Origin of the sequence: Halorubrum sp. Ea1 (assembly GCF_002252965.1) — an archaeon.
Classification (GTDB): domain Archaea; phylum Halobacteriota; class Halobacteria; order Halobacteriales; family Haloferacaceae; genus Halorubrum.
Window position 1 is genome coordinate 16,247 of record NZ_NHPG01000117.1, and the last position, 25,317, is coordinate 41,563.

The 25,317-nt window shown below is 70.3% G+C and carries 30 protein-coding genes; 10 read left to right on the plus strand and 20 right to left on the minus strand.

The genetic code is table 11. The features are described from left to right. Complete coding sequence (locus tag DJ73_RS14370) at positions 1–450, plus strand: TIGR00725 family protein (RefSeq protein WP_094558298.1); 450 nt, start codon at positions 1–3, stop codon at positions 448–450. Between the two features lie 11 nt (positions 451–461). Here DJ73_RS14370 and DJ73_RS14375 read toward each other — a convergent pair whose 3' ends face one another. Continuing rightward, positions 462–1,538: a HAMP domain-containing sensor histidine kinase gene (locus DJ73_RS14375; RefSeq protein WP_094558299.1), complete on the minus strand. Its 1,077-nt coding sequence runs from the start codon at positions 1,536–1,538 to the stop codon at positions 462–464. A gap of 60 nt (positions 1,539–1,598) precedes the next feature. Next, entirely contained in the window at positions 1,599–2,642 is a 1,044-nt protein-coding gene (dph2, locus tag DJ73_RS14380) for a diphthamide biosynthesis enzyme Dph2 (RefSeq protein WP_094523834.1), read from the minus strand. Between the two features lie 260 nt (positions 2,643–2,902). Here dph2 and DJ73_RS14385 point away from each other — a divergent pair, with 260 nt between their 5' ends. From DJ73_RS14385 to DJ73_RS14400, 4 genes are all read left to right on the plus strand, one after another. Continuing rightward, positions 2,903–3,556, plus strand: a complete 654-nt coding sequence (locus DJ73_RS14385) for an alpha/beta hydrolase (protein ID WP_094558300.1) — start codon at positions 2,903–2,905, stop codon at positions 3,554–3,556. Positions 3,557–3,649: 93 nt separating this feature from the next. After that, the gene (locus DJ73_RS14390) at positions 3,650–4,024 is read left to right on the plus strand and encodes a YlbF family regulator (protein WP_094527208.1); all 375 of its coding nucleotides are present in this window, start codon (positions 3,650–3,652) and stop codon (positions 4,022–4,024) included. Between the two features lie 62 nt (positions 4,025–4,086). Beyond that, positions 4,087–4,767: a P-loop NTPase gene (locus DJ73_RS14395; RefSeq protein ID WP_094558301.1), complete on the plus strand. Its 681-nt coding sequence runs from the start codon at positions 4,087–4,089 to the stop codon at positions 4,765–4,767. A 74-nt stretch (positions 4,768–4,841) separates the two neighbouring features. Next, entirely contained in the window at positions 4,842–5,462 is a 621-nt protein-coding gene (locus DJ73_RS14400; RefSeq protein WP_094523838.1) for a transcriptional regulator, read from the plus strand. Positions 5,463–5,488: 26 nt separating this feature from the next. Here the strand turns inward: DJ73_RS14400 and DJ73_RS14405 are convergent, their stop codons facing one another. Continuing rightward, positions 5,489–5,749, minus strand: coding sequence for a hypothetical protein (locus tag DJ73_RS14405; protein ID WP_094523839.1), 261 nt, complete (start codon positions 5,747–5,749; stop codon positions 5,489–5,491). A 118-nt stretch (positions 5,750–5,867) separates the two neighbouring features. Beyond that, a complete protein-coding gene (locus DJ73_RS14410) occupies positions 5,868–6,803 on the minus strand; it encodes a peptidylprolyl isomerase (protein ID WP_094523840.1) in 936 nt (311 codons plus the stop codon). Positions 6,804–6,918: 115 nt separating this feature from the next. Here DJ73_RS14410 and cyaB point away from each other — a divergent pair, with 115 nt between their 5' ends. Continuing rightward, positions 6,919–7,560 (plus strand): class IV adenylate cyclase, encoded by a 642-nt coding sequence (gene cyaB / locus DJ73_RS14415; protein ID WP_094523841.1) that lies wholly within the window; start codon positions 6,919–6,921, stop codon positions 7,558–7,560. Between the two features lie 23 nt (positions 7,561–7,583). On the opposite strand, the gene DJ73_RS14420 is transcribed toward cyaB, so the two are convergent. Next, positions 7,584–8,084, minus strand: a complete 501-nt coding sequence (locus tag DJ73_RS14420) for a MaoC family dehydratase (protein WP_342764962.1) — start codon at positions 8,082–8,084, stop codon at positions 7,584–7,586. Positions 8,085–8,165: 81 nt separating this feature from the next. Here DJ73_RS14420 and DJ73_RS14425 point away from each other — a divergent pair, with 81 nt between their 5' ends. Together DJ73_RS14425 and DJ73_RS14430 are read left to right on the plus strand one after the other, a co-directional pair. Continuing rightward, positions 8,166–9,065 carry a CoA ester lyase gene (locus DJ73_RS14425; protein WP_094523843.1) on the plus strand — a complete coding sequence of 300 codons (900 nt, stop codon included), beginning with the start codon at positions 8,166–8,168 and terminating at the stop codon, positions 9,063–9,065. Positions 9,066–9,173: 108 nt separating this feature from the next. Further along, positions 9,174–10,427, plus strand: coding sequence for a Glu/Leu/Phe/Val dehydrogenase (locus DJ73_RS14430; RefSeq protein WP_094523844.1), 1,254 nt, complete (start codon positions 9,174–9,176; stop codon positions 10,425–10,427). 36 nt (positions 10,428–10,463) lie between these two features. Here DJ73_RS14430 and DJ73_RS14435 read toward each other — a convergent pair whose 3' ends face one another. The 5 genes from DJ73_RS14435 to DJ73_RS14455 form a co-directional block, all read right to left on the minus strand. After that, the gene (locus DJ73_RS14435; RefSeq protein ID WP_094558302.1) at positions 10,464–11,180 is read right to left on the minus strand and encodes a diphthine--ammonia ligase; all 717 of its coding nucleotides are present in this window, start codon (positions 11,178–11,180) and stop codon (positions 10,464–10,466) included. 107 nt (positions 11,181–11,287) lie between these two features. Next, positions 11,288–11,857: a hypothetical protein gene (locus DJ73_RS14440; RefSeq protein ID WP_094527214.1), complete on the minus strand. Its 570-nt coding sequence runs from the start codon at positions 11,855–11,857 to the stop codon at positions 11,288–11,290. A gap of 139 nt (positions 11,858–11,996) precedes the next feature. Continuing rightward, positions 11,997–12,341 (minus strand): glutaredoxin, encoded by a 345-nt coding sequence (locus DJ73_RS14445; protein WP_094558303.1) that lies wholly within the window; start codon positions 12,339–12,341, stop codon positions 11,997–11,999. A gap of 95 nt (positions 12,342–12,436) precedes the next feature. Then, entirely contained in the window at positions 12,437–13,072 is a 636-nt protein-coding gene (gene gfcR / locus DJ73_RS14450; RefSeq protein ID WP_094558304.1) for a transcriptional regulator GfcR, read from the minus strand. Next, positions 13,059–14,129, minus strand: coding sequence for a glucose 1-dehydrogenase (locus DJ73_RS14455; protein ID WP_094523849.1), 1,071 nt, complete (start codon positions 14,127–14,129; stop codon positions 13,059–13,061). Before DJ73_RS14455 ends, gfcR begins: the two co-directional genes overlap by 14 nt. Positions 14,130–14,234: 105 nt before the next feature. Between DJ73_RS14455 and DJ73_RS14460 the strand changes: the two genes are divergently transcribed. After that, the gene (locus DJ73_RS14460; protein ID WP_094558305.1) at positions 14,235–15,014 is read left to right on the plus strand and encodes an NRDE family protein; all 780 of its coding nucleotides are present in this window, start codon (positions 14,235–14,237) and stop codon (positions 15,012–15,014) included. A gap of 112 nt (positions 15,015–15,126) precedes the next feature. Next, positions 15,127–15,480 carry a MarR family transcriptional regulator gene (locus tag DJ73_RS14465; RefSeq protein WP_094523851.1) on the plus strand — a complete coding sequence of 118 codons (354 nt, stop codon included), beginning with the start codon at positions 15,127–15,129 and terminating at the stop codon, positions 15,478–15,480. A 132-nt stretch (positions 15,481–15,612) separates the two neighbouring features. Here the strand turns inward: DJ73_RS14465 and DJ73_RS14470 are convergent, their stop codons facing one another. The 10 genes from DJ73_RS14470 to DJ73_RS14515 form a co-directional block, all read right to left on the minus strand. Further along, entirely contained in the window at positions 15,613–15,855 is a 243-nt protein-coding gene (locus tag DJ73_RS14470; RefSeq protein ID WP_241881504.1) for a hypothetical protein, read from the minus strand. Positions 15,856–15,976: 121 nt separating this feature from the next. Continuing rightward, on the minus strand, positions 15,977–17,767 hold the full coding sequence (locus DJ73_RS14475) for a Na(+)/H(+) antiporter subunit D (RefSeq protein WP_094558306.1): 1,791 nt from the start codon (positions 17,765–17,767) through the stop codon (positions 15,977–15,979). Next, positions 17,764–19,869 (minus strand): cation:proton antiporter, encoded by a 2,106-nt coding sequence (locus DJ73_RS14480; protein ID WP_094558307.1) that lies wholly within the window; start codon positions 19,867–19,869, stop codon positions 17,764–17,766. Before DJ73_RS14480 ends, DJ73_RS14475 begins: the two co-directional genes overlap by 4 nt. Next, positions 19,866–21,518, minus strand: a complete 1,653-nt coding sequence (locus DJ73_RS14485) for a proton-conducting transporter membrane subunit (RefSeq protein ID WP_094558308.1) — start codon at positions 21,516–21,518, stop codon at positions 19,866–19,868. The genes DJ73_RS14480 and DJ73_RS14485 overlap by 4 nt, the downstream gene beginning before the upstream one ends. After that, positions 21,511–21,999: a cation:proton antiporter subunit C gene (locus tag DJ73_RS14490; protein ID WP_094523856.1), complete on the minus strand. Its 489-nt coding sequence runs from the start codon at positions 21,997–21,999 to the stop codon at positions 21,511–21,513. Before DJ73_RS14490 ends, DJ73_RS14485 begins: the two co-directional genes overlap by 8 nt. Then, the gene (locus DJ73_RS14495) at positions 21,996–22,730 is read right to left on the minus strand and encodes an MnhB domain-containing protein (protein WP_094523857.1); all 735 of its coding nucleotides are present in this window, start codon (positions 22,728–22,730) and stop codon (positions 21,996–21,998) included. The genes DJ73_RS14490 and DJ73_RS14495 overlap by 4 nt, the downstream gene beginning before the upstream one ends. Beyond that, the gene (locus tag DJ73_RS14500; protein ID WP_094523858.1) at positions 22,727–23,344 is read right to left on the minus strand and encodes a DUF4040 domain-containing protein; all 618 of its coding nucleotides are present in this window, start codon (positions 23,342–23,344) and stop codon (positions 22,727–22,729) included. Before DJ73_RS14500 ends, DJ73_RS14495 begins: the two co-directional genes overlap by 4 nt. Beyond that, positions 23,341–23,676 (minus strand): monovalent cation/H(+) antiporter subunit G, encoded by a 336-nt coding sequence (gene mnhG / locus DJ73_RS14505; RefSeq protein WP_198948057.1) that lies wholly within the window; start codon positions 23,674–23,676, stop codon positions 23,341–23,343. Before mnhG ends, DJ73_RS14500 begins: the two co-directional genes overlap by 4 nt. Next, on the minus strand, positions 23,676–23,981 hold the full coding sequence (locus tag DJ73_RS14510; RefSeq protein ID WP_094523859.1) for a cation:proton antiporter: 306 nt from the start codon (positions 23,979–23,981) through the stop codon (positions 23,676–23,678). The genes mnhG and DJ73_RS14510 overlap by 1 nt, the downstream gene beginning before the upstream one ends. Continuing rightward, positions 23,978–25,198: a monovalent cation/H+ antiporter subunit E gene (locus tag DJ73_RS14515; protein WP_094558309.1), complete on the minus strand. Its 1,221-nt coding sequence runs from the start codon at positions 25,196–25,198 to the stop codon at positions 23,978–23,980. Before DJ73_RS14515 ends, DJ73_RS14510 begins: the two co-directional genes overlap by 4 nt. Between the last annotated feature and the right edge of the window lie 119 nt (positions 25,199–25,317).

The following is a 25,317-nucleotide window of genomic DNA, read 5'->3' on the forward strand; positions in this document are numbered from 1 at the left end:
ATGCGCGTCAGCGTCATCGGCGGGAGTTCCGTCTCGCCCGAGACGGCGGCGGTCGCCGAAGCGGTGGGGGAACGGCTCGCGGAGCGCGACCACACGGTCGTCTGCGGTGGGCTCGGCGGGGTGATGGCGGCGGTGTGTCGCGGCGCCGCGAACGCGGGAGGGGAGACGATCGGGATCCTGCCGACCGCCCGCCGCGCGGACGCGAACCCGCACGTCACGGTCCCGATGGCGACGGGGCTGGGTCACGCCCGCAACGCGCTCGTGGTGCTCAACGGCGACGCCGCGATCGCGATCGACGGCTCGCACGGCACGCTCTCGGAGATCGGACTGGCGCTCGCGCACGGCCGCGCCGTCGCCGGGCTCGACACGCACGAGGTCGCCGGCGTGGAGGACGTCGACACCCCGACCGAGGCGGTCGAGCACGTCGAGAGCGCCGCGGGGCCGAACTGACCGCTCGGCGGTCAACCGCCGCTCTCGACGCCCGTGATCTCGAACCGAGCCCCGCCTCGCGTGCCCTCGGACACGGAGACCTCCCACCCGTGCGCGTTAGCCACCTCCCTGACGATGTTGAGACCGAACCCGGTGCCGCCTTCCGCGGTCGTGTATCCCACGTCGAACACGTCCTCGCACTCGTCCTGGGAGATTCCCCGCCCGTCGTCCTCGACGAAGAACCCCGTCGGCAGGTCGGTCTCGGCGCGCGTCGTCGTGTACATCGGCGAGACGTCTCCGACGAAGACGGTCACGTCGTCGCCCCCGTGGTCGACCGCGTTTCGGAACAGGTTCTCCAACAGCTGTTTCAGTCGGCTCGGATGCGCCAGCAGCCGTCGGTCGCCGTCGACGACGAGCGTCGCGTCGCCGGTGGCGACGTTCGCCCAACACCGCTCGGCGAGGTCCGAGAGTTCGACCGAGTCGAGTTCCCGCGGTCGCTCGCCCTGTTTCGCGAGGGTCAACAGGTCGTCTATCAGCTCGAACGTTCGATCGATCGCGGCCGCCGCGTCGTCGACGTGTCCGACGTCTCCCTCCCTGCGCGCTAACTCGATCCGTCCCTGTGCGACGGTGAGCGGGTTCCGCAGGTCGTGAGACACGCCGCTCGTGAACGCTTCGAGGCGCCGCCGCTGTCGCTCGGCCTCGGCGACCGCGCGAGCGGACGCGACGGCGTTCGAGATGCGGCGGACGAGAACGGGCGTCCGGTCCGACTCGCCGCACGACCGCGCGACGTCGGTGGCGCCGGCCTCGAACGCGTCGCCGACGGCCGCCGCGTCGAGCGCCTCGTCGGGGCAGAACACGATCGGGAGCTCCGGGTGTCGGTCGCGGACGGTTTCGACGAACGGGACCCCGGTCGGGTCGGTGAGTCCGCCCGCGGTCACCAGGCAGTCCACGGGCGTGTCCCGGAGGACACGCAGCGCCGCGTCGGTGTCCGCTGTCGGCTCGGCGACGAGCCGATCGTCCGCGCGTTCCAGCGACGTCGCTATCGCCGCCGCTCGCTCCGGCGTCTTCGTAACGAGAACGATCGCGATGCCGTCGCCGGGCGCACCCATTTGGTGTTCGTCTACTGTTGCCGCGCTCGACGTATAACTACCGGGAGGGCCGCCGCGGGCTTACCAGGTGTCGTGGAACGTGTCGAACTCGATCGAGTCGAGGGGTTTCTCGCCGATGGCGGCCTCGTACTCGCCCGGCGTCAACATCGGCTTGTGGAACCGCGGGCCGTCGTCGGTCGTGATGCGGGGACAGCCCGTGTTGACGAACGCGTCCATGTCGAAGTTGCGGAGGCGGTCCGGTGTCACCTCGTCCATCGTGATCAGGTACGCGTTCTCGTTGTTCTCGACGATCTCCTGGGCGGTCTCCCACCGGCCCTGGCCGATTTTCGTACAGAAGATGACGCCCCACTTCTCGGCGCCCATCGCCTTGTGGACCGAGGCGTAGCGCTGTTTGAGGAACTGGTCGTGTTCGGCGACCGAGACGGCGTTGTTGACCGGGTCGGCGATGACGACGCGCTTCTCCGGGTGCTCCATCGCGAGGCCGACGGGGTGGAACTTTCCGCCGCCGACGTACAGCACCTGGTCGGCGGGGATGTCCGCGGAGGCGTAGTTGCAGCCGAGCACCTGTCCCTCCTTCGTGAGCCGGTCGTCGCCCCGGCGGGTGTGAACCTCGTAGCCGCGCTCCTCCAACCAGTCGGTCATCTCCTCGAACCGGTTCATGTGCTGGGCGGTGGTGACGAGGCCGACGTCGGGGTTCTCCTCGGGGTCGTCGAGCTCCTCCGCCAGCGCGTCCTCCATGATCGGGAACGGGTCGACGTTCGAGAAGAGGGGGACGTAGACGATGCTGTCGGACTCCTTCATGGGCGTGTGGCCGAAGTGGACGAACACGTCCGTCCGGCGCATCAGGTACGTGTCGAGGTCGCAGGCGCCGTAGCAGGGCTGGCCGGACAGCATGAAGGTGACGTCGTCGGGCGCCGCCTCCCGCAGGTCGTCGGCGACCTTCGGGCCGCGGCGCTTGAGTCCCTCCGGGAACTGGAGGCCGACCTTGGAGGCGTCGCGCTCCTCGATGGCCTCGACGATCCGGTCGAGCTCGTAGTCCCACTCGCGGTCGTGTTTCAGGGCCATCCCAGTCTTCGTGAGGTCACCCTCCGTGGAGCCGCTCATGCACCCGGATTACGCGGGGGGACGGTTAAACGGCGCGCTCGGAGGGTATTCTCGTGATCGTTCGGGATCAAGCGAGACCGAACCCCGACACGGGTCGGCCGTCGCGGTTATCGTAGTCATCGCGACCACCGCAATCACCCCGGCCATCGCGGTCATCGCGACCGCCGCGGCCATCGCGGCTATCGCGACTGCCGCGGCCGGCGACGGACCGTCTGCCGCGGCCGACGGATACAACCGCCGAGCCGACGAACCGGAGAGCCATGAGCGACATTCCGCTGGAACACGTCCACGTCGCGCCGGACGACGGCCCGGAGAACGCGCCCGCCGTCTTCGTTCTCCACGGCCGCGGCGCCGACGAGGAGGACCTGCTACCCGTCGCGCGCCACCTGCCGGACGGCCTCCACGTGGTCAGCCTCCGAGCGCCGCACCCGCTGCAGGGCGGGTACACCTGGTACGAGCTCGACCTCTCGGCCGGCGGCCTCGAATCGAGCCAGCCGGACGCCGCGGACTTCCGCCGCAGCCTCGATCTCGTCGCCGAGAGCGTCGACGCCGCCGCCGAGGCGTACGCCATCGACCCCGACCGGATGGGGCTGCTCGGCTTCAGTCAGGGCGCGATCACGAGCCTCTCGCTCCTCGTAGAGGAGCCGGACCGGTACGCGTGGGTCGTCGCGCTCCACGGCTACCTCGCGGACGCGCACTCGGACCTCGCGCCCGACGGGATCGAGGGGAAGCCGGTCCTCGTCGGCGCCGGGGCCGGCGACCGCGTGATCCCGGCGTCGCGCTCGGCCGCCGCCGCCGACCGCCTCGAGGCGATCCGCGCCGACGTCACCCGGGGCAACTACCCGGGCGGCCACGGGATCGGGCAGGAGGAGCTGGCGGACGTCGTCGCCTTCGTCGAGGCGCGAGCCGCGTGAGGGCGCGGCCAACGCGGACGCGGTCCCCGACGGATCGGAGGGCGGGACCCCCGGCTCCGGCAGGTTGAAGCCGCTCCGCGCCAACGATCGGTCATGAGCGTCGAACAGGCCTCCATCGAGGACCTCGGTCGCGAGCTCGGCGAGCGGATCGCCCGAACCACCGAGTACGAGCGCTTCGAGGAGGCGCGCGAGGCGGTACAGCGCGACGAGGAGGTCCAGGCGAAGATCGACGAGTTCGAACAGCTGCGCGCCGAGTTCATGCAGGCCCGCGAGACCGGACAGGCGACGAACTCCGGGCTCCAGAAGGTGCAGGCGGCGCAGGACGAGCTCCACTCGATGCCCACCATGCGGGAGTTCCTCGACGCGCAAGACGAGCTGACCGACACCCTCGAGACGGTCAACGAGGCCATCTCGGAACCCCTCGCGGTCGACTTCGGCGGCGAGGCCGGCGGCTGCTGTCAGGACTGACGGGCGGTTCCGCGGTCGCTCTCCTGTCGACTTTTATCACCGATAGCGACGCAACCCGGCGCGTGATCGCAGTCGCCGGCGGCAAGGGCGGGAGCGGGAAGACGACCACGACCCTCGGGCTCGCGCGGGCGCTGTCGCGGCGGGGCGCGCGAGCGGTCGCGGCCGACGCCGACTGGGACCTCCCGAACCTCGCGCGGTTGGCGTCGGAGACCGCGGACGGGACCGCTGAGACCGACGCTCGGGACCGCCCCACCGTCGTCGACGCGGTCCTCGGCGGCGGTTCGATCCCGCTCGACCGTCGGTCGCCGACGGTGCTCGCCGCCCCCGACGACCCCGACCCCGTCGATCCCGGTCCGACGTTCGGATCGCTCGGCGAGGCGCTCCCCGACGACGCCGCGGCGCTCCTCGACTGTCCGGCGGGCGCGTCGCCGGACGCGGCGGCCCCGCTCCGCGCGGCCGATCGGTCGCTCCTGGTGACGCCCCTCCGGCGAGCGGCCCTGCGCGACGCCGCCAAGACGGCCGCGATCGCGCGGCGGCTGGACTGCCCGCCGCTTGGCGTCGTCGCCGTCCGCGCGTCGTCCGTCCCGGATCCGGTCGCCGATCTGCTCGGCTGCCCGGTGGTGGGGCGGATCCCCGCTCGGGCGCCGGCGCCGCTCTCGGACTCGGCCGTTCGATCGGCGTACGACGACCTCGCGCGGCGACTCGCGGGGGGGTACGGAGCGGGGCGATGGCGGATCGCCTGACCGTCGATTCCGCGTCCCGATCGCGGTTTGGCGGTCACCGACAGAGCCAAACCCCCGGAGACGACAGCGATCGTATGGAGGCGCTCCCGACCGGAATTTCGGTGCTGGACAGGGAGTTCGGCGGCGGCATTCCGAGCGGCAGCGTCGTCGCGCTGGAGGCCGACCCCGCCAGTCAGTCCGAGCTCATCCTGGACCGACTCGCGCGGGTCCGGGAGTGCCGGTACGTAACGACGGTGCGCTCCGCCGACGCGGTGGGGGCGAGCCTCACGCTCGACGACGAGGCGGACGAGACGGTGGTCGAGGACGCGACGGGGGACGACCCGTTCGCGACCGCGCTGGACGCGGCCGCGGAGCTGTCGGAGCGAGGGACGATCGTCGTCGACTCCGTCGGCCCGTTGGAGTCCGACGACGGCGCGGAGTACGGCGCGTTCCTCGGCGATCTCCGTCGGCGCGTCGACGACGCCGACGGGCTCGCGGTGCTTCACGCGCTCAAAGGGGGAGCGGCCGACCGAAACCGAGTCGTCACCGAGCAGATCGCGGACGTCGTCTTCGACCTCCGGACCGCGGTGACCGGAACGGAGATCGTGAACCGACTCGTCGTCCCGAAGTTCCGCGGCGGCGCGGCGCTGGAGGAGCCGCTCAAGCTGAAGCTCACCGATTCGGTCTCCGTCGACACGAGCCGGGACATCGCCTGAATCGGGCGTTTCTCGATCCGGTTCGATTACAGCACCGCGGCCGCGACGGCCACGACTACGCCGACGAGCGCCGCCGCGACCGCCCAGTTCCGGGGCTCGTCGAGCGGTCCGTACGGGCCGCCCTTCCGCGAGAAGAGATAGGCGGCGTACACCGCGATCGGTGCGAGCGTCGGCAGGGTCCCCACCTCGACGACGCCGGCGACCCCGGACAGCACCGCGACCGCGACCGTCGTCGCGCCGGCGCTCGCGGCGACCACGAGGTCGTCCCGCGCCCGTTCGATCTCCATCGGTCAGCCGCCCTCCGCGTCTCTCTCCGTCGGCCGGTCGGTTTCCATGTCTCTGGGTGGGACGACCGTCGGTCAAAAAGGATCGGTTCGTCGTCCGGCCGAGACGCCGCGAAGGGGGTTACTCCTCGTCGAGCTCGTCGACGATCTCGTCGGCGTCGACGTCGACGTCCTCGAGCGCGTCCTCGATGTCGCCGGCGCCGGCGCCGCCCATGCCGCCCATCATGCCGCCGAGCCCGCCCATGCCGCCGCCCTCGATGACCTCCTCGACCACGACGCGGTCGAGGTCGAGCCGGCCCATGAGGTCCTGCGCGATCTGCTGTTTCTGGAACATCCACTGCTGGTTCATCTGCATCGCCTGCGTGGCCGTCACGTAGAGGACGTCTTTCTCGACCTCATCGGTCTCGACGACCTCCTCGCCCTCGTCGTCCTCGGTGACCGTCTCCTCCTCCTCGGTGACGGTCTCGATACGGACCTCGGGCGCGTCCTGGAGGTACATCCCGAGCATGCCGGCGGCCTGCTGCTCGCGGTCGTCGATGAGCTCGAGGATCTCGTACTCGTACTCGAGGTCCTCGCCGGCCAGCGGGTGGTTGAAGTCGACGCGGGCGCGGCCGCCGATGATCGTCTCGAGGTAGCCCTGCTGGTTGTCGATCTGGACCTGCGCGCCGGGGTACCGGCTGTCCTCGGGGATCTTGTCGGCCTTGACGGTCTCGACCTCGTCGGGGTCGTACGCGCCGAAGGCGTCCTCGGCGGGGACGTCGACGACGCCCTCGTCGCCGACCTCGGCGCCGACGAAGGCCTCGTCGACCGCCGGGAACACGTGACCGGCGCCGAGCGCGATGACGCGCGGTTCGAACTCGTGTTCCTCGGTGTCGATCTCGGCCTCCTCGGCCGTCTCCTCGTCGGTGGTGTCGATGACCCGGCCGTCGTCGGCCGTTCGGATCGTGTACGCGACCCGCACGAAGTCGCCGTCCGCGAGTCCGGCGCTCTCGGTCTCGGCTTCGGTCTCGGCCTCGTCGGCGTCCTCGGCCGCGTCCGCTTGCTCCTGATCGCTCATACCCTGAACGTCACCTGTTACACCCTTAAGGCGCACGGTTCGACGCGGCGGCGACCGCGTCGCGCCGGAGTTAGCGTCCCGCGGCGCTTAAGAACGCGCCCGGCGGAATCCGGGTATGTTCGAGGTCGAGATCAAGGTGCCGGCCGACGTCGACGCGGTCCGCGAGCGCCTGCGCGAGGCGGGCGCCGAGCGCGTCGACGCGCGTCGCCAGCGGGACGCCTACTACGACGCGCCGCACCGCGACTTCGCCGAGACGGACGAGGCGCTTCGGGTCCGCCGCGAGACGCCGCTTCCGAGTGGAATCTCCCCGGCCGACGCGGCGGACGAGGCGGAGGGTCCGGACCCCGGGTCGAACGCCCCACCGACAGCGCCCGAGACGACCAAGATCACGTACAAGGGGCCGCTGCTCGACGAGGGGTCGAAGACCCGCGCGGAACACGAGACCGAGGTGGCCGACCCGGAGGCCGCGGCCGGCATCCTCTCCGGACTGGGGTTCGAACCGGCGGCGACCGTCGAGAAGCGCCGCGAGTTCTGGGCGTACGACGGATTCACGGTGACGCTCGACGCGGTCGACGGGCTCGGCGAGTTCGTCGAGATCGAGCGCGCGGTCGCCGAGGAGGGAGCGATCGAGGCCGTCAGGGACGACGCGCTCGACGCCCTCGACCGGCTCGGACTCGACGGCGCGGAGCAGGTCCGCACGTCGTACCTCGGGCTGTTGCTGGCGGAAGACGACGCCGACGCGAGCGACGACGGGTAGTCGGGTCCGGCTCGTGACAGGGGTCAGCTCCCGTTCCCGTCCGGCCGCTTCCTCGAGAGCGCGGTCCGGTCGAACTCGCAGACGAGGACGTCGTCGCCGTCCTCGACCAGCTTGAACGCCTCGACGTGCATCGTGACGACGCCGCGCTCGCCGTCGCTGGTCTCCCGCTTGTCCGTGACCGTCGACCGCGCGCGGATCGTGTCGCCGTGGAACACCGGGTTCGGGTGCTCGACGTCGTCGTACGAGAGGTTCGCGACGATGGTGCCGTCGGTCGTCTCCGGGATCGACACGCCGACCGCGAGCGACAGGGTGTACAGCCCGTTGACGAGCCGTTCGCCGAACTGCGTCCCCTCGGCGAAATCGGCGTCGAGGTGGAGCGGTTGCTGGTTCATCGTCATGTCGCAGAAGCGCTGGTTGTCGGCCTCGCTCACCGTCCGCCGCCGCGCGTGTTCGATCGTCTCCCCGACCTCGAACTCCTCGTAGTAGCGTCCCGTCATGGACCGACCGTCGACCCGCCGCGGCAAATCGGTACCGCTCCGGGCGCCGGGCGGGTCTCGGATTCGGACGGCCCGGCTCTTTATGTTCGGCCGCGAGGAGTGCCCGACATGGCCCGACGAAGCCTCCTGTTCTCCCCCGGCGATCGCCCGGAACTCATGCGGAAGGCGCCGGCGACGGGCGCTGACGTGGTCTGCTTCGACCTCGAGGACGCCGTCGCCCCCGGCCGGAAGGACGAGGCCCGAGCCGCCGTCCGCGGCCTGCTCGCCGATCCCGACTTCGACCCCGATACGGAGGTCTGCGTCCGGCTCACGGCGACGGACCCCGCCGCCGACCTCGACGCGCTCGTCGGAGCGAGCGCGGCGACCGGTGACGTCCAGCCCGGCACCGACGACGCCGAGCGCTCGCCGCGACTCGACGCGGTCATGCTCCCGAAGGTCGAGGGCGCCGACCGCGTCGACCGTGCGGCCGCGCTGTGTACCGACCGCGGGCTCGACCCCGCCGTGTTCGCGCTCGTCGAGACGGCGGGGGGCGTGCTCGCCGCCGAGGCGATCGCCGACGCGGAACCGACCGACGCGTTGGTCTTCGGCGCCGAAGACCTCGCGGCGGACCTGGGCGCGACGCGCACCGACGAGGGAACCGAGGTGCTGTACGCCCGCGAGCACGCGGTCCTCGCGGCCGGCGCCGCCGACGTCGACGCGCTCGATACGGTGTACACTGACTTCTCCGACACCGCGGGGCTCCGCGAGGAGACGGCGTTCGCGCGCACGCTCGGCTACGACGGGAAGCTCGCAATCCACCCGTCGCAGGTCGAGCCTATCAACGAGGCGTTCACGCCCGACCCCGACGAGGTCGAGTGGGCGGCGCGGGTCCTCGACGCCTGCGACGAGGCCGACCGGGACGACCGCGGCGTCTTCAGCGTCGACGGCGAGATGATCGACGCCCCGCTGATCGCGCGGGCGGAGCGGATCGTCGAGCGAGCGGCGGCCGCCGGGCTCGACCCGCGATAGGGACCGCGGCGAGCGGAAGCGGAGCCGTTCGCCGCGCCCCCCAACCGCGATCCCGCATCCCGCTGATCGTCCGTCACAATTAACCCCGGTCCCCGGAGACGAGTTCACATGGGCGATCAGGCGAATCCGTTCGAAAGTCTGCAGGAACAGGTTGACGACGCCGCGGCGCACCTCGACGCGCCGCCGGGAATTCTCACTCGGCTGAAGAACCCGGAGCGACTGCTGGAGACGAATCTGACGTTCGAACGCGACGACGGATCGCTGGAGACGGTCCGCGCGTACCGCTCGCAGTTCAACGGCGATCGCGGCCCGTACAAGGGGGGGATCCGCTATCACCCGGGCGTCACCCGCGACGAGGTGAAGGCGCTGTCGGGCTGGATGGCGTATAAGTGCGCCGTCGTCGACGTGCCCTACGGCGGCGGGAAGGGCGGGATCGCGATCGACCCCGGAGAGTACTCGGAGAGCGAGTTAGAGCGGCTGACGCGCGCCTTCGCGACCGAGCTCCGCCCGATCATCGGCGAGGACCGCGACATCCCGGCGCCGGACGTCAACACCGGCCAGCGGGAGATGAACTGGATCAAAGACACCTACGAGACGCTTGAGAACACGACCGCGCCCGGCGTCATCACCGGGAAGGCGATCGATTCGGGCGGCAGCGAGGGGCGCGTCGAGGCGACCGGTCGCTCCGTCGCGCTCGCCGCGCGCGAGACGTTAAACTGGCTCGACCGCGACCTCGCGGGCGCGACGGTCGCGGTACAGGGGTACGGCAACGCCGGCTCCGTCGCGGCCGCCCTCATCGACGACCTCGGTGCCGACGTGGTGGCGGTCTCGGACTCCTCCGGGGGTATCCACGACCCCGACGGGTTCGACCCGCGGGCGGTGAAGGATTACAAGAGCGAGACCGGCGCCGTCTCCGGCTACGGCGACGCCGAACCGATCACGAACGAGGAGCTGTTGACGCTCGACGTCGACCTGCTCGTGCCCGCGGCGCTGGAGAACGCGATCGACGGCGACCTCGCGACCGACGTCGCGGCCGACGTGATCGTCGAAGCCGCGAACGGGCCGCTCACTCCCGACGCCGACGACGTCCTCGCCGAGAAGGACGTCTACGTCGTCCCCGACATCTTCGCCAACGCGGGCGGCGTCACCGTCTCGTACTTCGAGTGGGTGCAGAATCGACAGCGGTTCAGCTGGACGGAGTCGCGGGTTAACGAGGAGCTCGAACGCGTGATCACGGAGGCGTTCGACGGCATCGTCGAGGCCTACGAGGGACGCGACGTCCGCGACCTCCGCACCGCGGCCTACGTCGTCGCCATCGGCCGCATCGTGGACGCCTACGACCAGGCCGGCAGCTGGCCGTAGCGCGCTTTCGGAGGCTTTTCTGGTAGCGTCGCCAGCTCACTCCAGCCGCGTGTCCCGGACCTCGACGTGGCCGCGGTCGCCCTCCCACACCGCGTCGTACTCGAACTCGATCCGGCGGTCCATGTGCGGGCCGTCGACGACGTACGTCTCGAACTCGCCGCCCTCGCCGAGCGCGTGGACGCCGTACTCCTCGCGCAGGTCGATCAGTTCCGCGAGCGCGTCGGCGTCGAAGCGTCGCCCCAGCCACGACTCGTCGAGCCCGTAGGCGGCGACCTGCACGATCCGGATCTCGAAGCCGGCGTCGAACATCGCCTCCGCGAGCGCGACCGGGTCCTCGCCCCACAGCGGCGCGAACAGGTCGATCCCGAGGCGGTCGCACATCCCCTGAATGCGGCTGGTCTGGTACTCGCTCTCGACCGCGCCGGCGGTGACCCCGGCGAGGTCGACGTCGTCGTCGGCGGCGACCTCCCGGAGCGCCGCCTCCATCGGCTCCAGCTCGGCGTCGCCCTGCGCGCCCGCGTCGTCGACGTCGTCCGCGCCGAAGTCGTCCGGCGAGACCTCGACGAGGTCGATCCCGACGCTCTCGGCCGCGAGTTCGGCGAGCTCCGTCGCCGGCGTGTGGTACATGTACGAGTCGCCCGCCGGGTGGACGGTCAGGAGCCGCGAGACGTCGAGGCCCTCCTCCAGCGCGCGGTACAGCGCCCACGAGGAGTCCTTCCCGCCCGAGAAGAGGCTCACCCAGTCGTCGGTCATTGGCGGGCAGACGTCCGGAGCGCCTAAAGCGTCGGCGGTCCGCGGCGCGGTCGCTCGCCGCGTGTGGCGTGCGTGAGAACGGTCTCCGCGCCCGGGCCGAGGCGGTCTCAGTCCGAGATGAACTCGTTGTCGCGCCAGTTGACGCCGCCGTCGCCGTCGCCGGCGCCCTGCGGGCTCTCGACGACCTCGATGCTCGCGGGACGCGGCTCACCCTCGACGATCCGCGTCGCTTCGAGCTCGTCCTCCTCCTCCGTGATCGCGGTCAGCGTCCCCTTCTCCGAGAGCTGCGCCAGCTCGCGGAGCACGAGGAACATGGGGTACTGGAGCGCGGAGTTCTGGAGAACGGTCTCGCGATCGCCCTTGAAGCAGGCGAACTCCACGAGCTCGGAGGGGATCTCCTCCTCCTCGTCGTCCATCCACTGGGGGCCGCCGGCGCGGGGCGGCTCCTCTTCCCAGACGCGCGTCTCCGTGACGGACGCCTTCAGCTGGGCGGTCGGCGTGTACTTGCTGATGCTCTCGTCGTCGGACAGGGCCTTGATAATGAGGGTGTTGTTTCGACGCGTGATGTCGATGTCGTCGATCTCCGGCGGGAGGTCGGGGTCTTCTTCGAAGTACGTCTCCACGTCTTCGAGTGGCAGTTCGAGCGTCGAATGAAGTCTGAACACGCGGCCTGTCATTGTTGGTTGGGTGAGATGGGTCGAGACGGTCGGCACGGCGGCAGCGGCTGCGTCTACCCTAACTAGGCACCGTAGGTTTATATGGACTGCCCTTCGACTCCCAAGATCGGGCGTCGTCGCGAGCGGGTGGGCTCGCGTCCTACTCGGCGCCGAGCTCGCCGGCCAGCTCGCCGCGCTCCTCCAGCTCTGCCAGCACGTCGCTCCCGCCGACGAACTCGCCGTCGACGAAGGTCTGCGGGATTGTCTCCCAGCCGCTCTCGGCCTCCAGCGCCTCTCGGTAGTGCGGCAGGGCGGGGAGCACGTCGACGGTCTCGAACTCCTCGACGTGCTGGCCGATGAGCTCGACGGCGCGCTTTGAGTAGCCGCACTGGGGCATCAGCCGGTTCCCCTTCATGAACAGGACCACGTCGTTCTCGGCGATGGTCTCGTGAACGCGCGCTTCGATCTCGTCGGGGTCGGCCTCTGACTCGGGCTGGAACGTCATGGGCTTCGATACGCGCCGCCGCGGCAAATGGGTTCCGCACGGGAACGAGAGATCCACGCAGGGCGACGCCTGCGACCGCTCCTCGTCGGGAGCGCTTACTCGTCGCGGTCGACGCGAACGACGTCCACGAGCGAGTACACCGGGACGCCGTCGATCTCGTCGTACCCCTTCTTGTCGACGAGCACGACGCAGGCGACGGGTTCGCCGCCCTGCTCCCGGATCGCGTTGATCGACTCCCGCATCGTCGTCCCCGAGGTGATGATGTCGTCCACGACGTAGCAGTCGCGGTCGCGGATCCCGGCGAAGTTCCGCGAGAACCCGCCGCCCTGCTCGTCGATGTCGCCCTCGTCCCACTGGTGTTTCGCGGGCGCGTACGTGCCGAGGTCGGTGTCGAGCCGGCTCGCGACCGCGGTCGCGAGCGGAGCCCCGGCCTTCTCGATCCCCACCGTCAGGTCGACCTCCTCGCCCTGCTTCGCGAGGAGGTCGGCCATCGCGCTCGCGGCGTAGCCGAGCCGCGTCGAGTCGCGGCCCAGCGCCGACCAGTCGACGTGGATGTCGGTCGTCGTCTCGGCGGCCGCGGTCTCGGCCGCGGCGTTGCCCCCCCCGCCGCGCTCGACGAGCCAGCTCGCGGTCTCACGGGAGACGTTCAGCTCGTCGGCGATCTCTCCCTTCGAGAGACCGTGGTCCGCGAGCTCGGCCGCGCTGTCTATCAGGTCGTCAACGTTCTTCATATGAGCCGAATTCGACCGCCGTTTTAATAGTCGTGTCGTCATCCGCGAACGCGGCCTCGAACTCGTCGAGCCCGTAGACGCCGGTGACCAGATCGTCGAGGAACCCCGCCGAGAACCGCGACAGGGAGTCGACGGCGGCCTCGAAGTGCTCGTAGCCGGAGTTGACGCTCCCGACGAGCGCCTTGTTGTGGAGGACGAACTCGCGGTGGAGCCGGCCGCCGTCGATCTCGAACTCCCAGTCGCCCGGCACGCCGAGCAGCGCGCCCACCCCGTTGGGAGCGAGCGCCTCGATCGTCTCGAAGGCGTGCGGCGCGTGGCCCGTCGCCTCGAAGACGAAGTCCATCGGCTCGTACGCCTCCGGCACCGACGGCACGGGCGTCTCGTTGGAGTTGACGTACGTCGCGCCCAGCGACTCGATGATGTCGATCGTCGGGTCCGGGCGCTCCCGGCGACCGAGGCAGTGGATCCGGTCGAAGTCGGCGTCGAGCGCCGCCACCGTGAGCAGCCCGAGGGAGCCGTTGCCCAAGACCAGCGCGGACTCGGGCTCCCAGTGGAACGCCGACCGGCTGGCGAACGCGTGCTCGATCGCCTTCTCCGCGATCGAGATCGGCTCGACGAGGAACCCCCACTCGGCGAGCGCGGGCGGGATCGCGACGAGGAACTCCGCCGGACTGGTGAAGTACTCGGCCATGAACCCGTGCGCGCCGACGATGCCGCGTTCGTGATACCGGCCCTCCGGCGCCATGTCGGGCTCGCCGCGCGCGAAGTACTCGTTCGCGCCGTTGGGGGGACGGCGCACCGTCGGGACGACCACGTCGCCGGCCTCGAACGGCGTGTCGTTCGGGTCCTCGACCACCCCGACCGCCTCGTGACCCAACACGAGGTGGTCCTCGCCCTCGGGCGCCCCGCCGTGCCCGCCGGCGATCACCTCGTGGTCCGTCCCGTCCACGCCGACCCGGAGGGTCCGGACGAGCGCTTCCCCCGGGGCCGGCTCCGGTCGCGGCTTCTCCGTCACGACCGGTTCGTCGGCCCCCTCGTACACGGCTATCGCGTTCATACACCGACCGACGGGGTCAGCAACCAAAAGATTTCTTTTATTGCGAGTAAAGAATGGCTCCGACCGATCGCGGGTTTTTCCTCCTCGTCGTCCGCAACGGCTATCGTGTGTACTCTCGCCCTCGCGTGGCGCGTGTTCGGCGACGCGCCGACCGCGCTCGCCGCCAACCGCGACGAGGCGCTCGACAGGGAGGCCGAACCGCCGGCCGTGCGCGATCCCGCCGGCGACGACGGCGTTCGGTACGTCGCCCCGCGCGACGCCGAGGCCGGCGGGACGTGGATCGGCCTCTCGGAGTCGGGCGTCGCCGTCGCGGTCACCAACCGCTGGCTCGACGCCGACCGCGACGGGGACCGTTCCAGGGGACTCCTCGTGCGGGACTGCCTGGAGGCCGACTCCGCGGAGACCGCGGTGCGTGGGGTCGAGCGCGATCTCGAAGAGCGGTCGTACGACGGGTTCAACCTCGTGATCGCCGACGACGCGGCCGCGTTCCTCCTCTCGTACGACGGCGGGATCGCGGTCACCCGGCTCGACCCCGGCGTCCACGTCGTCGGCAACGTCGGCGGCGTGGTGAACGGCGTCGAGCGGTTCTCGGTGCCGGAGCGTCGCCGGGAGTTCGCCGAGGAGCGCGCCGACAGCGCCCGTCGGATCGCGGCCGAACTGGTCCCCGAGCCGGGCGAGTCGGGCGGGTCGTGGCTCGACCGCGCGAGCGGCGTCCTCGCCGACCACGAGTACGGCGCCTGCCTCCACGGCGACGGGTTCGGGACGCGGTCGTTCACCCGGATCCGCACGAGCGCCGACCCGACTGAGCATGCCGAGTTCGCCTACGCCGACGGCCCGCCCTGCGAGACGCCCGCGGAGCCGGTGTCGCTACCGGCGGAGTTCTGACGGCGGCGGACGGGCGCCCGAGACGGCGATCGCCCCCGATCCCGTCGCGCCCGGAGGCGCCGCGACGGGACGGAAAGCCAGTTTTAAGCGACTCGCGGGCGGGTGTTCGACCATGAGCGTGTCCGAACTCGAGGCCGAGCTGTCGGAGGACGAGCAGGCCGGCCTCGAACTCATCCGCGAGACCGGTGGCATCCACCAGAGCGACTTCTGGAAGGAACTCGATGTCTCCTCACGCAAGGGGAGCCGCATCGCGGAGGCGTTAGAGGAGTCGGGCCTCATCCAGCGGTCCGATACGGTGTACGACGGACACAACACGTACTACTTGGAGCCCGCCCCCCGCGATCTGGACTTTTCGCTGCTGATGGCCGACGACATGCTGTCACCGTTCATCGGCGAGGAAGAGGTCGACCCGCAGGCCGACGCCTTCTCGCAGTGGATGATGAACCTCGCGTACGAGGAGTACTGAGCCGCCGCCGCGTCCAGACGAGCCGGACGCTGACGACGCGGCCGCTTCCTCCTTTTCGACGCCGTTGAAACGCTCAGAGAGCGACGGCTCGGCCCGCTGATCGCGCGTCGTGAGCCGCGTAGTTCGCGGAGCTCACGTCGGTTCGCCGACCTCGTCTCGCACCGTGACGTAGATGAGGAGTCCGAGCAGTCCGGGGACGAGGCCGAACAGAAACAGCAGTCCGATACCGACTCCCCACTGCCACGCCCAGTCGCTCCCGCGGGATTTCGCGTCCCGGTACACCCATCGGCCGACGAGGCCGAAGACGACGAGCAGTACGACGAGGAGTATGAGCAGCTCGGGGCCGCCGGGTACCTGTAACGGTTGGAGGGACACATCCCAACCGGGTGACGGATTAGTTATAAATTTTCTCATACAATTCGAAACCCATCACGCTGAACGCCGACTTCCGTCCGTCCGAAAATAAGAGTCCGACGAAGCCGTTCGTAACTCCCGCTCAGCCGAGCAGGAACGCGAACAGCGCGACCCCGGCCGCGAGCGTTAACAAGAGGACGCTGCGGCCGATCCCGGTTCGGATCTCCACGTCGACGCCGAGCCCCGCGACCGCCGTCCGCGGGTGCATCGCGGTCCGCTTGATCGCCGCGACCAACCGCATCACGGCGCGGTCGACGGCGGCCCACAGCGCCGTGACGCCCCAGATCGACCCCCGCCCGAGGTAGAACGCGGCCGGGTACGTCACCGCGTCGACGTCTCGCATGTGGTGCGCGAGCCAGCCGAGCGGCCGCTTCAGCGCGAAGAAGCCGACGAACCCGGTCACGAGGAGCGCCGCGCTCTCCGTCAGGTGGCTCGCGCTGTACGGCTTGAAGTAGACGTCCTCGCCGAGGATGATTTCCGTGAACGGCATCAGCTCGATCAGCTGGTAGTAGAACACCCCGAAGAAGACGCAGGCGCCGCCGGCGAGGAGCATCCCGGCGGTCTGGAACGCCGTGGCGTCCTTCGGCGACAGCGTCGCCGAACCGTGGAAGAACACGTAGTAGCCGAGCTTGATGAACGACATGAACGTCCCCACGCCGCCGAGGATCAGCAGCCACCACAGCAGCCCCTCGCCGAAGAGGAGTTCGAAGTTGTGGAGCTCGTGGGCGGAGTCGATCACCATCCCCTTCGAGATGAACCCGTTGAATCCCGGGACGGCGGTAATCGAGGCCGCGCCGACGACGTAGACGAGGAAGGTGATCGGCATCTCCCGCCAGAGCCCGCCCATGTCCCTGATGTCCTCGACGCCGGTCCGGTAGATCACGACGCCGACGGCCATGAACAGCAGGCTCTTGTACAGCACGTTGTTGAACAGGTGCGCGAAGCCGCCGGTGACGGCGAACTCGCCGACGTACGTCGCGAGCCCGAAGCCGGCCAGCATGTACCCGAGCTGCGCCTGGATGTGGTACGAGAGGAGCCGGCGCGGGTCGTACTGCAGCAGGGCGAAGAACGCCCCGTAGACGGCCATGAACCCGCCGAGGTACGCGAGCCACATGCCGCCCTCGGGGAACGTCCGGTACATCACGTACGCCGCCGTCTTCGTCGTGAAGACGGAGAGGAACACCGACGCCGCCACGTGCGGGCGGGGGTAGGTGTCCGGGAGCCACGTGTGCAGGAAGATGAACCCGCAGTTGACCCCGACCCCGATCGCCGCGAGCAGCGTCGCGCTCGCGTGGATCCCGGTCGTCGACGAGAACAGGAATATCTCGGCGGCCGGCACGCTGCCGAGCATCGACGCGCCGTGGACGACGACCGCGCCGAGGAAGAACGTCCCCCCGATACCGTGGAACAGCGCGTAGCGGTAGCCGGCCCGCACCGCCGCGCCGCCGTACTGCCACACCAGCAGCGTGCTGGTGACGGCCATCAGCTCCCAGAAGAAGATCAGCGTGAGCCAGTCGCCGGCGTATATCGTCCCGAGCGTCGAGGAGACGTACACCAGCGCGAACGCGGTCACCCACGTCGGCGCCTCGGTGCCGTACGCGTACAGCACCGCCGCCGTCGCGAGGAAGCCGACGACCACGCCCATCAGCATGGAGAACTGGTCGACGTTGAACAGCACCACGTCGAACCCGAACAGCTGCGTCGCGAGGTGGGCCCCCGTGCCGCCGTCGCCGAGCAGCACCGCCTGCGCGAACGTGAACGCCGTCGCCAGCGCGGCCGCCGCGTGGCCGGCGCGGCGCGGGAGGCCGAGCACGAGGAACGCCGCCGCCGCGAGAACGACGTACGGCGGGAGGGAGGTGAGAACCGCGTTCACGGCCGCATCACCTCCTCCGGGAGCCGCGTGTCGACGATGAGCTCGATCAGCTCCAAGAAGCCCATCTCGTAGGGGATCACGCCGAGCAGCACCGCGAGGCTCATCGCGGTGAGGATCGGGCCGAGCGTGAACCACGTCGACTCGCGCCCGCGGAGGGCGTCGAGCCCGTCGATGTGACGCCAGCCGCCCGCGGGCGGGCCGCCGGCGTGGCCGTGGTCGTCGTGGCCGTCGCCGTGTTCACCGTCATCGGTGTGACCCTCGTCGTCACCGCGGCCGGCTTCGACGGCGGCGCCGTCGGTCGGTTCGGCGCGGTCCGCTGCGTCGCCCTCGTCGCGGCGTCCGACGCCGAACGGCACGTCCGCGTCGGAGGGGCGCGAGTCGACCGCGTAGTCGCCGGTGTCGACGCGCTCGGCCGGCTCGGAGAAGTCGCGCTCGCTCGTGTTGAAGTCCGGGCGAACGACGCCCTCCGCGTCGGTCGGGAGGTCGTCGAGCTCCGCGTCGGGGATGTCGGAGTCGTCGGGGACGTCGGCGTCGTCGCTCGGGTCCCCGACCGTCCCGTCGCCCTCGGCGCTCTCGACGACGTCGTCGACCTCGGCGTCGGTGTCGTTGCTCTCGTCTTCGGGGTCGTCGTTCTCGTCCTCCGGTCGCCCCCCGTCGGTCGCCGGCAGCGTCGACCGCGACTCGCCGCCCATCCGGAAGTCGACGAGCGGCTTCGCGTCGTGGGCGTCCTCCGCCTCGAAGAAGGCGGTGTAGATCACCGGCCAGAAGTACGCGATGTTGAGGACGCCCGAGAGCAGGAGCGCGCCCACGAGGTAGTACGCGACCGGGGTCAGTTGGGCGCCCATCCGGATCCCGCCGATCAGCATGTAGTACTTGCTGACGAACCCGGCCAGAAGCGGGATGCCGGCCATCCCGAGCGAGGCGACCGTGAACGCCCCCATCGTCAGGGGCATCCGCTTGCCGATCCCCGCCATCTCCGAGATGTAGTCGGTGTGCGTCGAGACGTGGAGGTTCCCGGCGCAGAAGAACAGGGTGAGCTTCATGAACGCGTGCGCCGGGATGTGCAGCAGCGCACCCACGAGCCCGTACCAGCCGAACAGCCCGAGCCCGAGGATGATGTAGCTCAGTTGGCTCACCGTCGAGTAGGCGAGCCGCTGTTTCAGGTGGTCTTTCCGCAGGGCGATGATGGAAGCCGCCGTCAGCGTGATCGCCCCGATGGTCGATAACACGAGGCCGGCCGAGAAGCCGAACGGGAGCGATAGGTCGAAGACGAGCTCCGGGCCGAAGACGTCGAGGACGACCCGCGAGACACCGAACGCCCCGGACTTGACGACCGCGACCGCGTGGAGGAGCCCGGAGACGGGCGTCGGCGCGACCATCGCCTCGGGGAGCCACTGGTGGAGCGGCATGATCCCGGCCTTCACCCCGAACCCGATCGCCAGGAGGAAGAACGCGAGCATCGCGAGGCCGGGGTCGGCGTTCGCGAGCTCCTGAATGCCGCCGGCGGTGAACGAGACGTTGCCGGCGATCAGGTAGACGAGGGCGGTCCCGGCGAGCACGAGCACGCCGCCGCCGAACATCGTGTACGCGAGGTACTTCCGACCGGCCGAGCGCGCCTCCGGCGTCTCGTCGTGCGCGACGAGCGGGTACGTCGCGATCGAGAGGATCTCGTAGAAGACGAAGATCGTCACGAGGTTGCCCGCGAACGCGATCCCCATCGTCGCCGACAGCGACACCGCGAACGCGGCGAAGTACCGGGTCTGGTTCGTCTCGTCGTTCCCCCGCATGTAGCCGATGCTGTAGAAGGAGGTGACGATCCACAGCCCGCTGGCGAGGAACGCGAACAGCATGCCGAGCGCGTCGGCGCGCAGCGCGAACTCGATCCCGGGGAGGAACGCCCCGAGCGACCACTCGAAGACGGCGCCGTCGAGGACGGCCGGGAGCATCGAGGCGACGATCCCGAACTTCGCGACCGCCGCGGCGATCGTCCACCCCTCGCGGACGTTCGGCGAGCGGTGCGACGCGACGATGAAGAACGCCGCGACGAACGAGACGAGGACGGCCAGTAGGGGACGTGGGTCTGAAATGAAAGCGTCAGTCATGCGAACACCTCCGTGAGGAACGGACCGAACCACTCGGCCAGCGCGAAGCCGGCGAAGCCGAGCGCGACCGTGACGAGTGTCGTGACGACCAGTATCGCCAGCGACGCCGCCGGCACTCGGTCGGGTACCAGCGAGGGCCGTGGCGCGCCCTCCACGGGCGCGACCGGCGCGGCCGCACCCGTATCGTCGGCCGCAGGGTCGTCATCGCGACCGCCATCGGCGGCCACTCCGGCCGGGTCATCGCTCGCGCCGCCCGCGGGGTCGTCGCCGTGGCCGGCCGCCGCCTCCTCTCCGTGGCCGCCCGGGAGCCCGACGCCGGCGAAGTAGAACCGCTCGATCAGCCGCGCGACGTACGACAGCGTGAACAGAGTGCTGACGAAGATCACGGCGGCGACGCCGATCCCGGCCGGCCCGGCGCCGGCCATGCTGGACTCGACGGCGCCGACCCCGATGTACCACTTCCCGAGGAAACCGACCGACGGCGGGATCCCGACGAGCCCGAGCCCGAGCAGGGCGATCGCTCCGGTCGTGAACGGCGCTTCGCGCGCGGCGCTCGCGGCGTCCTCGATCCGACGGACGCCGTAGCCGAGCGCGAGGGTCCCGATCCCGAGGAACAGCCCGAACTTCAGGAGGCCGTGCCCCACGAGGTGGACGATCCCGCCGAGCAGCGCGGTCTCGTTCGCCAACGCGATCGCGGCCCCGATCATCCCGAACTGCGCGACCGAGGAGTACGCGAACATCCGCTTGAGGTCGGACTGCATCGCGGCGAGCACCGAGCCGGCGAGGATAGACGCCCCGGAGACGACGAGCATCGCCGTCGTGATCGCGTCGTTCGCGGCGAGGAAGTCGACGGTGAAGACGGTGTACGTCACCCGGATCAGCGCGTACGCGCTCGTCGTCGACACGAGCGCCGCCACGACCGCCGTGACGGCGTCCGGCGCGCGCTGGTAGGCGTCCGGCTGCCAGGTGTGGACCGGGAACAAGGCGATCTTCAGCGCGAGCCCGGCCACGATCAGCGCGTAGCTCGCCTGGATCAGCGGGTCGCCGTACCCCGCCTGCGCGACGATCTGCTCGCGCATGTCGACCATGTTCAGCGTCCCCGTCGCGAGGAACGCGTAGCCGACGCCGACCAGGTACAGCGAGGCGCCAACCGTCCCGACCACGAGGTACTTCAGCGAGGCGTACGCGCTCGCCCCCGAGCGGTCGGCGGCGATGAGCGCGTACGTCGTGATCCCGACGATCTCGAGGAAGACGAACATGTTGAACAGGTCGCCCGTGAGCGCCATTCCCGAGAGCCCCCCGACCAGCAGCAGGTACGCGCTGTAGAACGCGTTCCCGCGGGGACCGGCCACCCGAGAGAACGCGAGCGTCGCCAGCGACACGACCGCGATCAGCGCGAGCACCGCGGCCGACAGTTCGTCCGCCACCAGCTCGATTCCGATCGGCGGCTGGTAGGTGCCGAGCGCGTGGCTGAACCGTCCGCCGATCGCGACCTCGGCGACGATCGCGGCCGCGGTCCCGACCACCGCGGTCGTCGCGACCGCCGCGATCGGCCAGCCGACGTCGTCGTACCACAGTCCGAGCGCGATCGGCAGCGTCGCCGCCACGATCGGGACGGCGATCGCCAGCGGGAGGAGCACGTCAGTCATCGCTCGCACCTCCGTCGGCCGCGCCGTCGTCGCCGGCGACGGACGGGAGCGACCCCTCGTCCCGCATCAGGTCGCGAAGGGTGTCGGTGCGGAGCGTTCCGTACTCGTCGTAGATCCGGATGCAGAGTGCGAGCCCCACGGCGGTGAGGCTCACGCCGACGACGATGGCGGTGAGCACGATCACGTGCGGGAGCGGGCTCACGAACGTCTTCGTCGCCGCCTCGCCGGAGTGGACGATCGGGATCGATCCGCCCTCGACGTAGGCAGAGGCGATGAATAGCAGGAATATCGCCGTCTGGAACAGGTTGAGTCCGATGATCTTCTTCACGAGGTGGGGGTTTGCTATCATCATGTAGAGACCGACGCAGAGCAGCAGCGCGAACGTGAGGTAGGCGTGACGGGTCGTGAATACCTCGAACACACCCGCGGACGCGACCGCGGCGTCGATTCCGGCGGCCGCGACGGTAGCGGTCGCTGTCATCGCTCACCTCCGTCGGCCGCCGGAGTGCGATCCGACCCCGAGGGGCCGAGGTCGCCGCCGACGCCGTCGGCGTCATTCGCGGCGGTCCCGGTCTCGTCGGTCGCGTCTTCCTCGCTCTCGTCTTCTCCGCCCTCGCCGAAACCGGTCCCCTCCGAGGCGAACCCCCTCGCGAGCAGGAAGAACAGCCCCATGAGCACGCCGGTCACGATGGTCGCGATGCCGAAGACCTCGACGCTCTCCAGCCCGTACTTCACCGGGATCGGCAGCAGGTCGTACTGGAGGAACGCGCCGCCGCGCGCCACCGGGATCAGTCCGATGCCCGCGAACGCCAGCGCGCCGCCGACCGCGAGCGCGACGACGACGGTGTTGGCGAGCCAGTCGCGCGTCGCCTCGATCCCGAAGGCGAACGCGATCATGAACACCACGGCGGCCATGATCGCGCCGCCTTGGAACCCGCCGCCCGGCGATCCGGCGCCGTGGAAGGTGATGAACAGCCCGTAGGTGAACGCGAACGGCGCCACGATCTTCACCGTCGGCATGATCACTTGGCTCTCCGTGTACGGCGTGCCCTGGCGCCGGTCGGAGTCGTACCGGCCGGACCGGGAGCGGGCGCGGTGCGGCGGGACGTCGTCGGCGTCGCCCTCGTCGACCGCCCCCGCGTCGGCTTCGGCGCTCGTCTCGTTCGGGGCGGCGTCGCGGACGGCCTCCTCGTCGGGGCGAACGTCGCTCATGCGAACACCTCTCGGTGGAGCACGATGAGGGCCGCGATCCCGCCGGCGAAGACGACGACCGCCTCGCCGAACGTGTCGAACCCGCGGAACGCCGCCAGCACCGCCATCACGGTGTTGTCGACGCCGGTCTGCGCGTACGACTCGCTGAGGTACCACTGCGTCACGTCCGGGTTCGACCAGACGGGGGCGTCCGGCGAGCCGACGGCCGGCACGTCGCCCATCGTGAGCAGGAGTCCCCCGAACAGCAGCCCGACCGCGCCGACGGCCGGGACGTTCACCGACTCGAAGGCGACGTCGTGGTCGATCCGCGTCGTCTTCGCGAGCGTCAAGAGGAGGAGGACGGTGGTCACGCCGGCTGAGATCGCCGCCTCCGTCAGCGCGACGTCCGGCGCGCGGTAGAAGGTGTACAGCGCGGCCATCCCGAGGCTGTACGCGCCGAACACGATGACCGCCGCGAGCACGTCGCGCGCCAGCGCCGTCGCGAGCGCCGTCAGCACCACGAACGCGAGCAGACTCCCCTCGACGGCGGTGACCTGGGCGGGTACGGGCGCCGCCGGTGTGACTGCCGGGAGGAGGTTGCCGGCCGCAGCGGCGAGGAGGCTCGTCCCCGTCATCGGCGATCGTCCCCCTCGGTCCACGGCACGATTCCCTCCTCGAAGGCCGCCCGGGAGATCGCGTGGGCGGCCGTCGGGTTCGTCACGAAGATGAAGAACAGCAGGAGCACCGATTTGAAGCCGGCTCCCTCCCACCCGACGGCGAGCGCGACGGCGGCGAGCCCGAACCCGGCGCCGAGCGTGTCCGCCTGCGAGGCTGTGTGCGCCCGAGAGTACACGTCGGGCAACCGGAGCACGCCGACCATCGAGACGAAGCTGAAGAACAGCCCGAGCAGCGTGAACGCGACGATCAGCCCGACGCGGACCGTCCCGAGCGTGCCGAGCGTCTCGATCACAGGACACCACCTCGCTCGACAGTGAACTTCGAGATGGCGATCGCCATCAGGAAGTTCAACAGCGCGTACACTAAGGCGATGTCGAGGAACGTCGGCTCCGAGAGCGCCGCGGCCAGGATCGCGAGGATGACGACCGTGTTCGTCCCGAGGACGTTCACCGCGAGCACCCGGTCCTGCATCGTCGGCCCCTTCACCGCACGGTACAGCATCCCGATCGCGAGCACGACGAACCCGGCGGCCGCGAGGAGCAGGAAGTCGCCGACCGTGTATCCGGCGACGACCGTGGCGTCGACGAGCGTCACGCGTCGGTCACCCCCTCGTCACCGGTGCCGGACTCGGCGTCCGCCGCCGCTTCCGGCCCGGCGTCATCGCCGGTCGCTCCGCCGTCCGCGGCGGCGATCGGCAGTTCCTCGGTCGCGTCGGGACCCTGCAGAATCGCGTGGTCGTCGCGCTCGCGGGGGGTCGGCAGGCGGGCCGCCGAGCGCCCGTAGTAGACGAACCGCGTCCAGCGCTCCAGCGAGCCGTCGAACAGCCCCTCGCGGGCCCACGGGACCAGCGAGTGGACGTACAGGTCGCTGTCGCGGGCGCGGACCGTCAGCGTCCCGGGCGTCAGCGTGATCGAGTTCGCGAGCGTCATCAGCGGGAGCCCGCTGCCGACGATCACGCGGACCCGGTTCAACGTCGGATCGATCGGGAGCCGCGGGTCCAGTATCACGCGGGCCACCACCAAGTTCGCCACGACGATCTCGTACAGCAGGACGGGGACGTATATCGCGCCGCGGACCAGCCGCTGGGGCGTCCGCGGGATCGCCGGGTCGGCGTCGAAGCTGATCCGCGAGAGGGTGATCGAGACGATCGTCGCGGTCGCGACGCCGGTCACCCAGTCGAACCAGTAGAGCGGGTCGCCGAGCACGAAGTAGAACGCCAGCGAGAGCCCGAACATCGCCGCGAACCGCACGCCCGTCGCCTCGCTCCGGAGCCGTTCCGGCCGGGTCGGGCGCCCTACCGGGGCCGTCCGGACGGACAGGGAGGTGTTCGAGAGCGCGAACTCCAGCGGCTGGAGCAGCGTCGTGTTGCCGACCGGCGTGTACTCGGGATCGAGCACCACCGTGTCCGCGCCGTGCTCCCCGGCGTACTCGGCGAGCACCTCGACGTAGTCCTCCGGACCGAACAGGTACTCGTCGGCGCCGATCAGCGCCGAGACGACCGTCACGTCGTCGCCGGTGTCGCCGTCGGCGTCGTCGAGGTCCGCCTCCGCCCACGCCGACACCCGTTCGAGGACGCGCCGGGCCTCGGCGCTGCGGTCGTCGGAGCCCGGGTCGCCGTCGCGCCACGAGGCGATCTCCACGAAGTGGATCGCGTCGAACTCGCCGTCCGCCGCGGCCTCGGCGACGTGCGAGACCGTCGCGCGGAGGGTCGGCGACGGTTCGACGGGGACGACGACCGTCGATCGCGGCGTCGGGCCGGCGTCGTTCGTGACGGGTCCGCCGGCGTCGTCGGCGTCAGCCACCCACCACACCTCCGACGGGTTCGGGGTCCACCGTCTCTATGCACATGGGAATCTCTATCGGGATCCTTTCCCTACCGCCTCAAAACAGTTTGTATCCCAGCCGATATCGAACGAATTGCCGGCTCCGC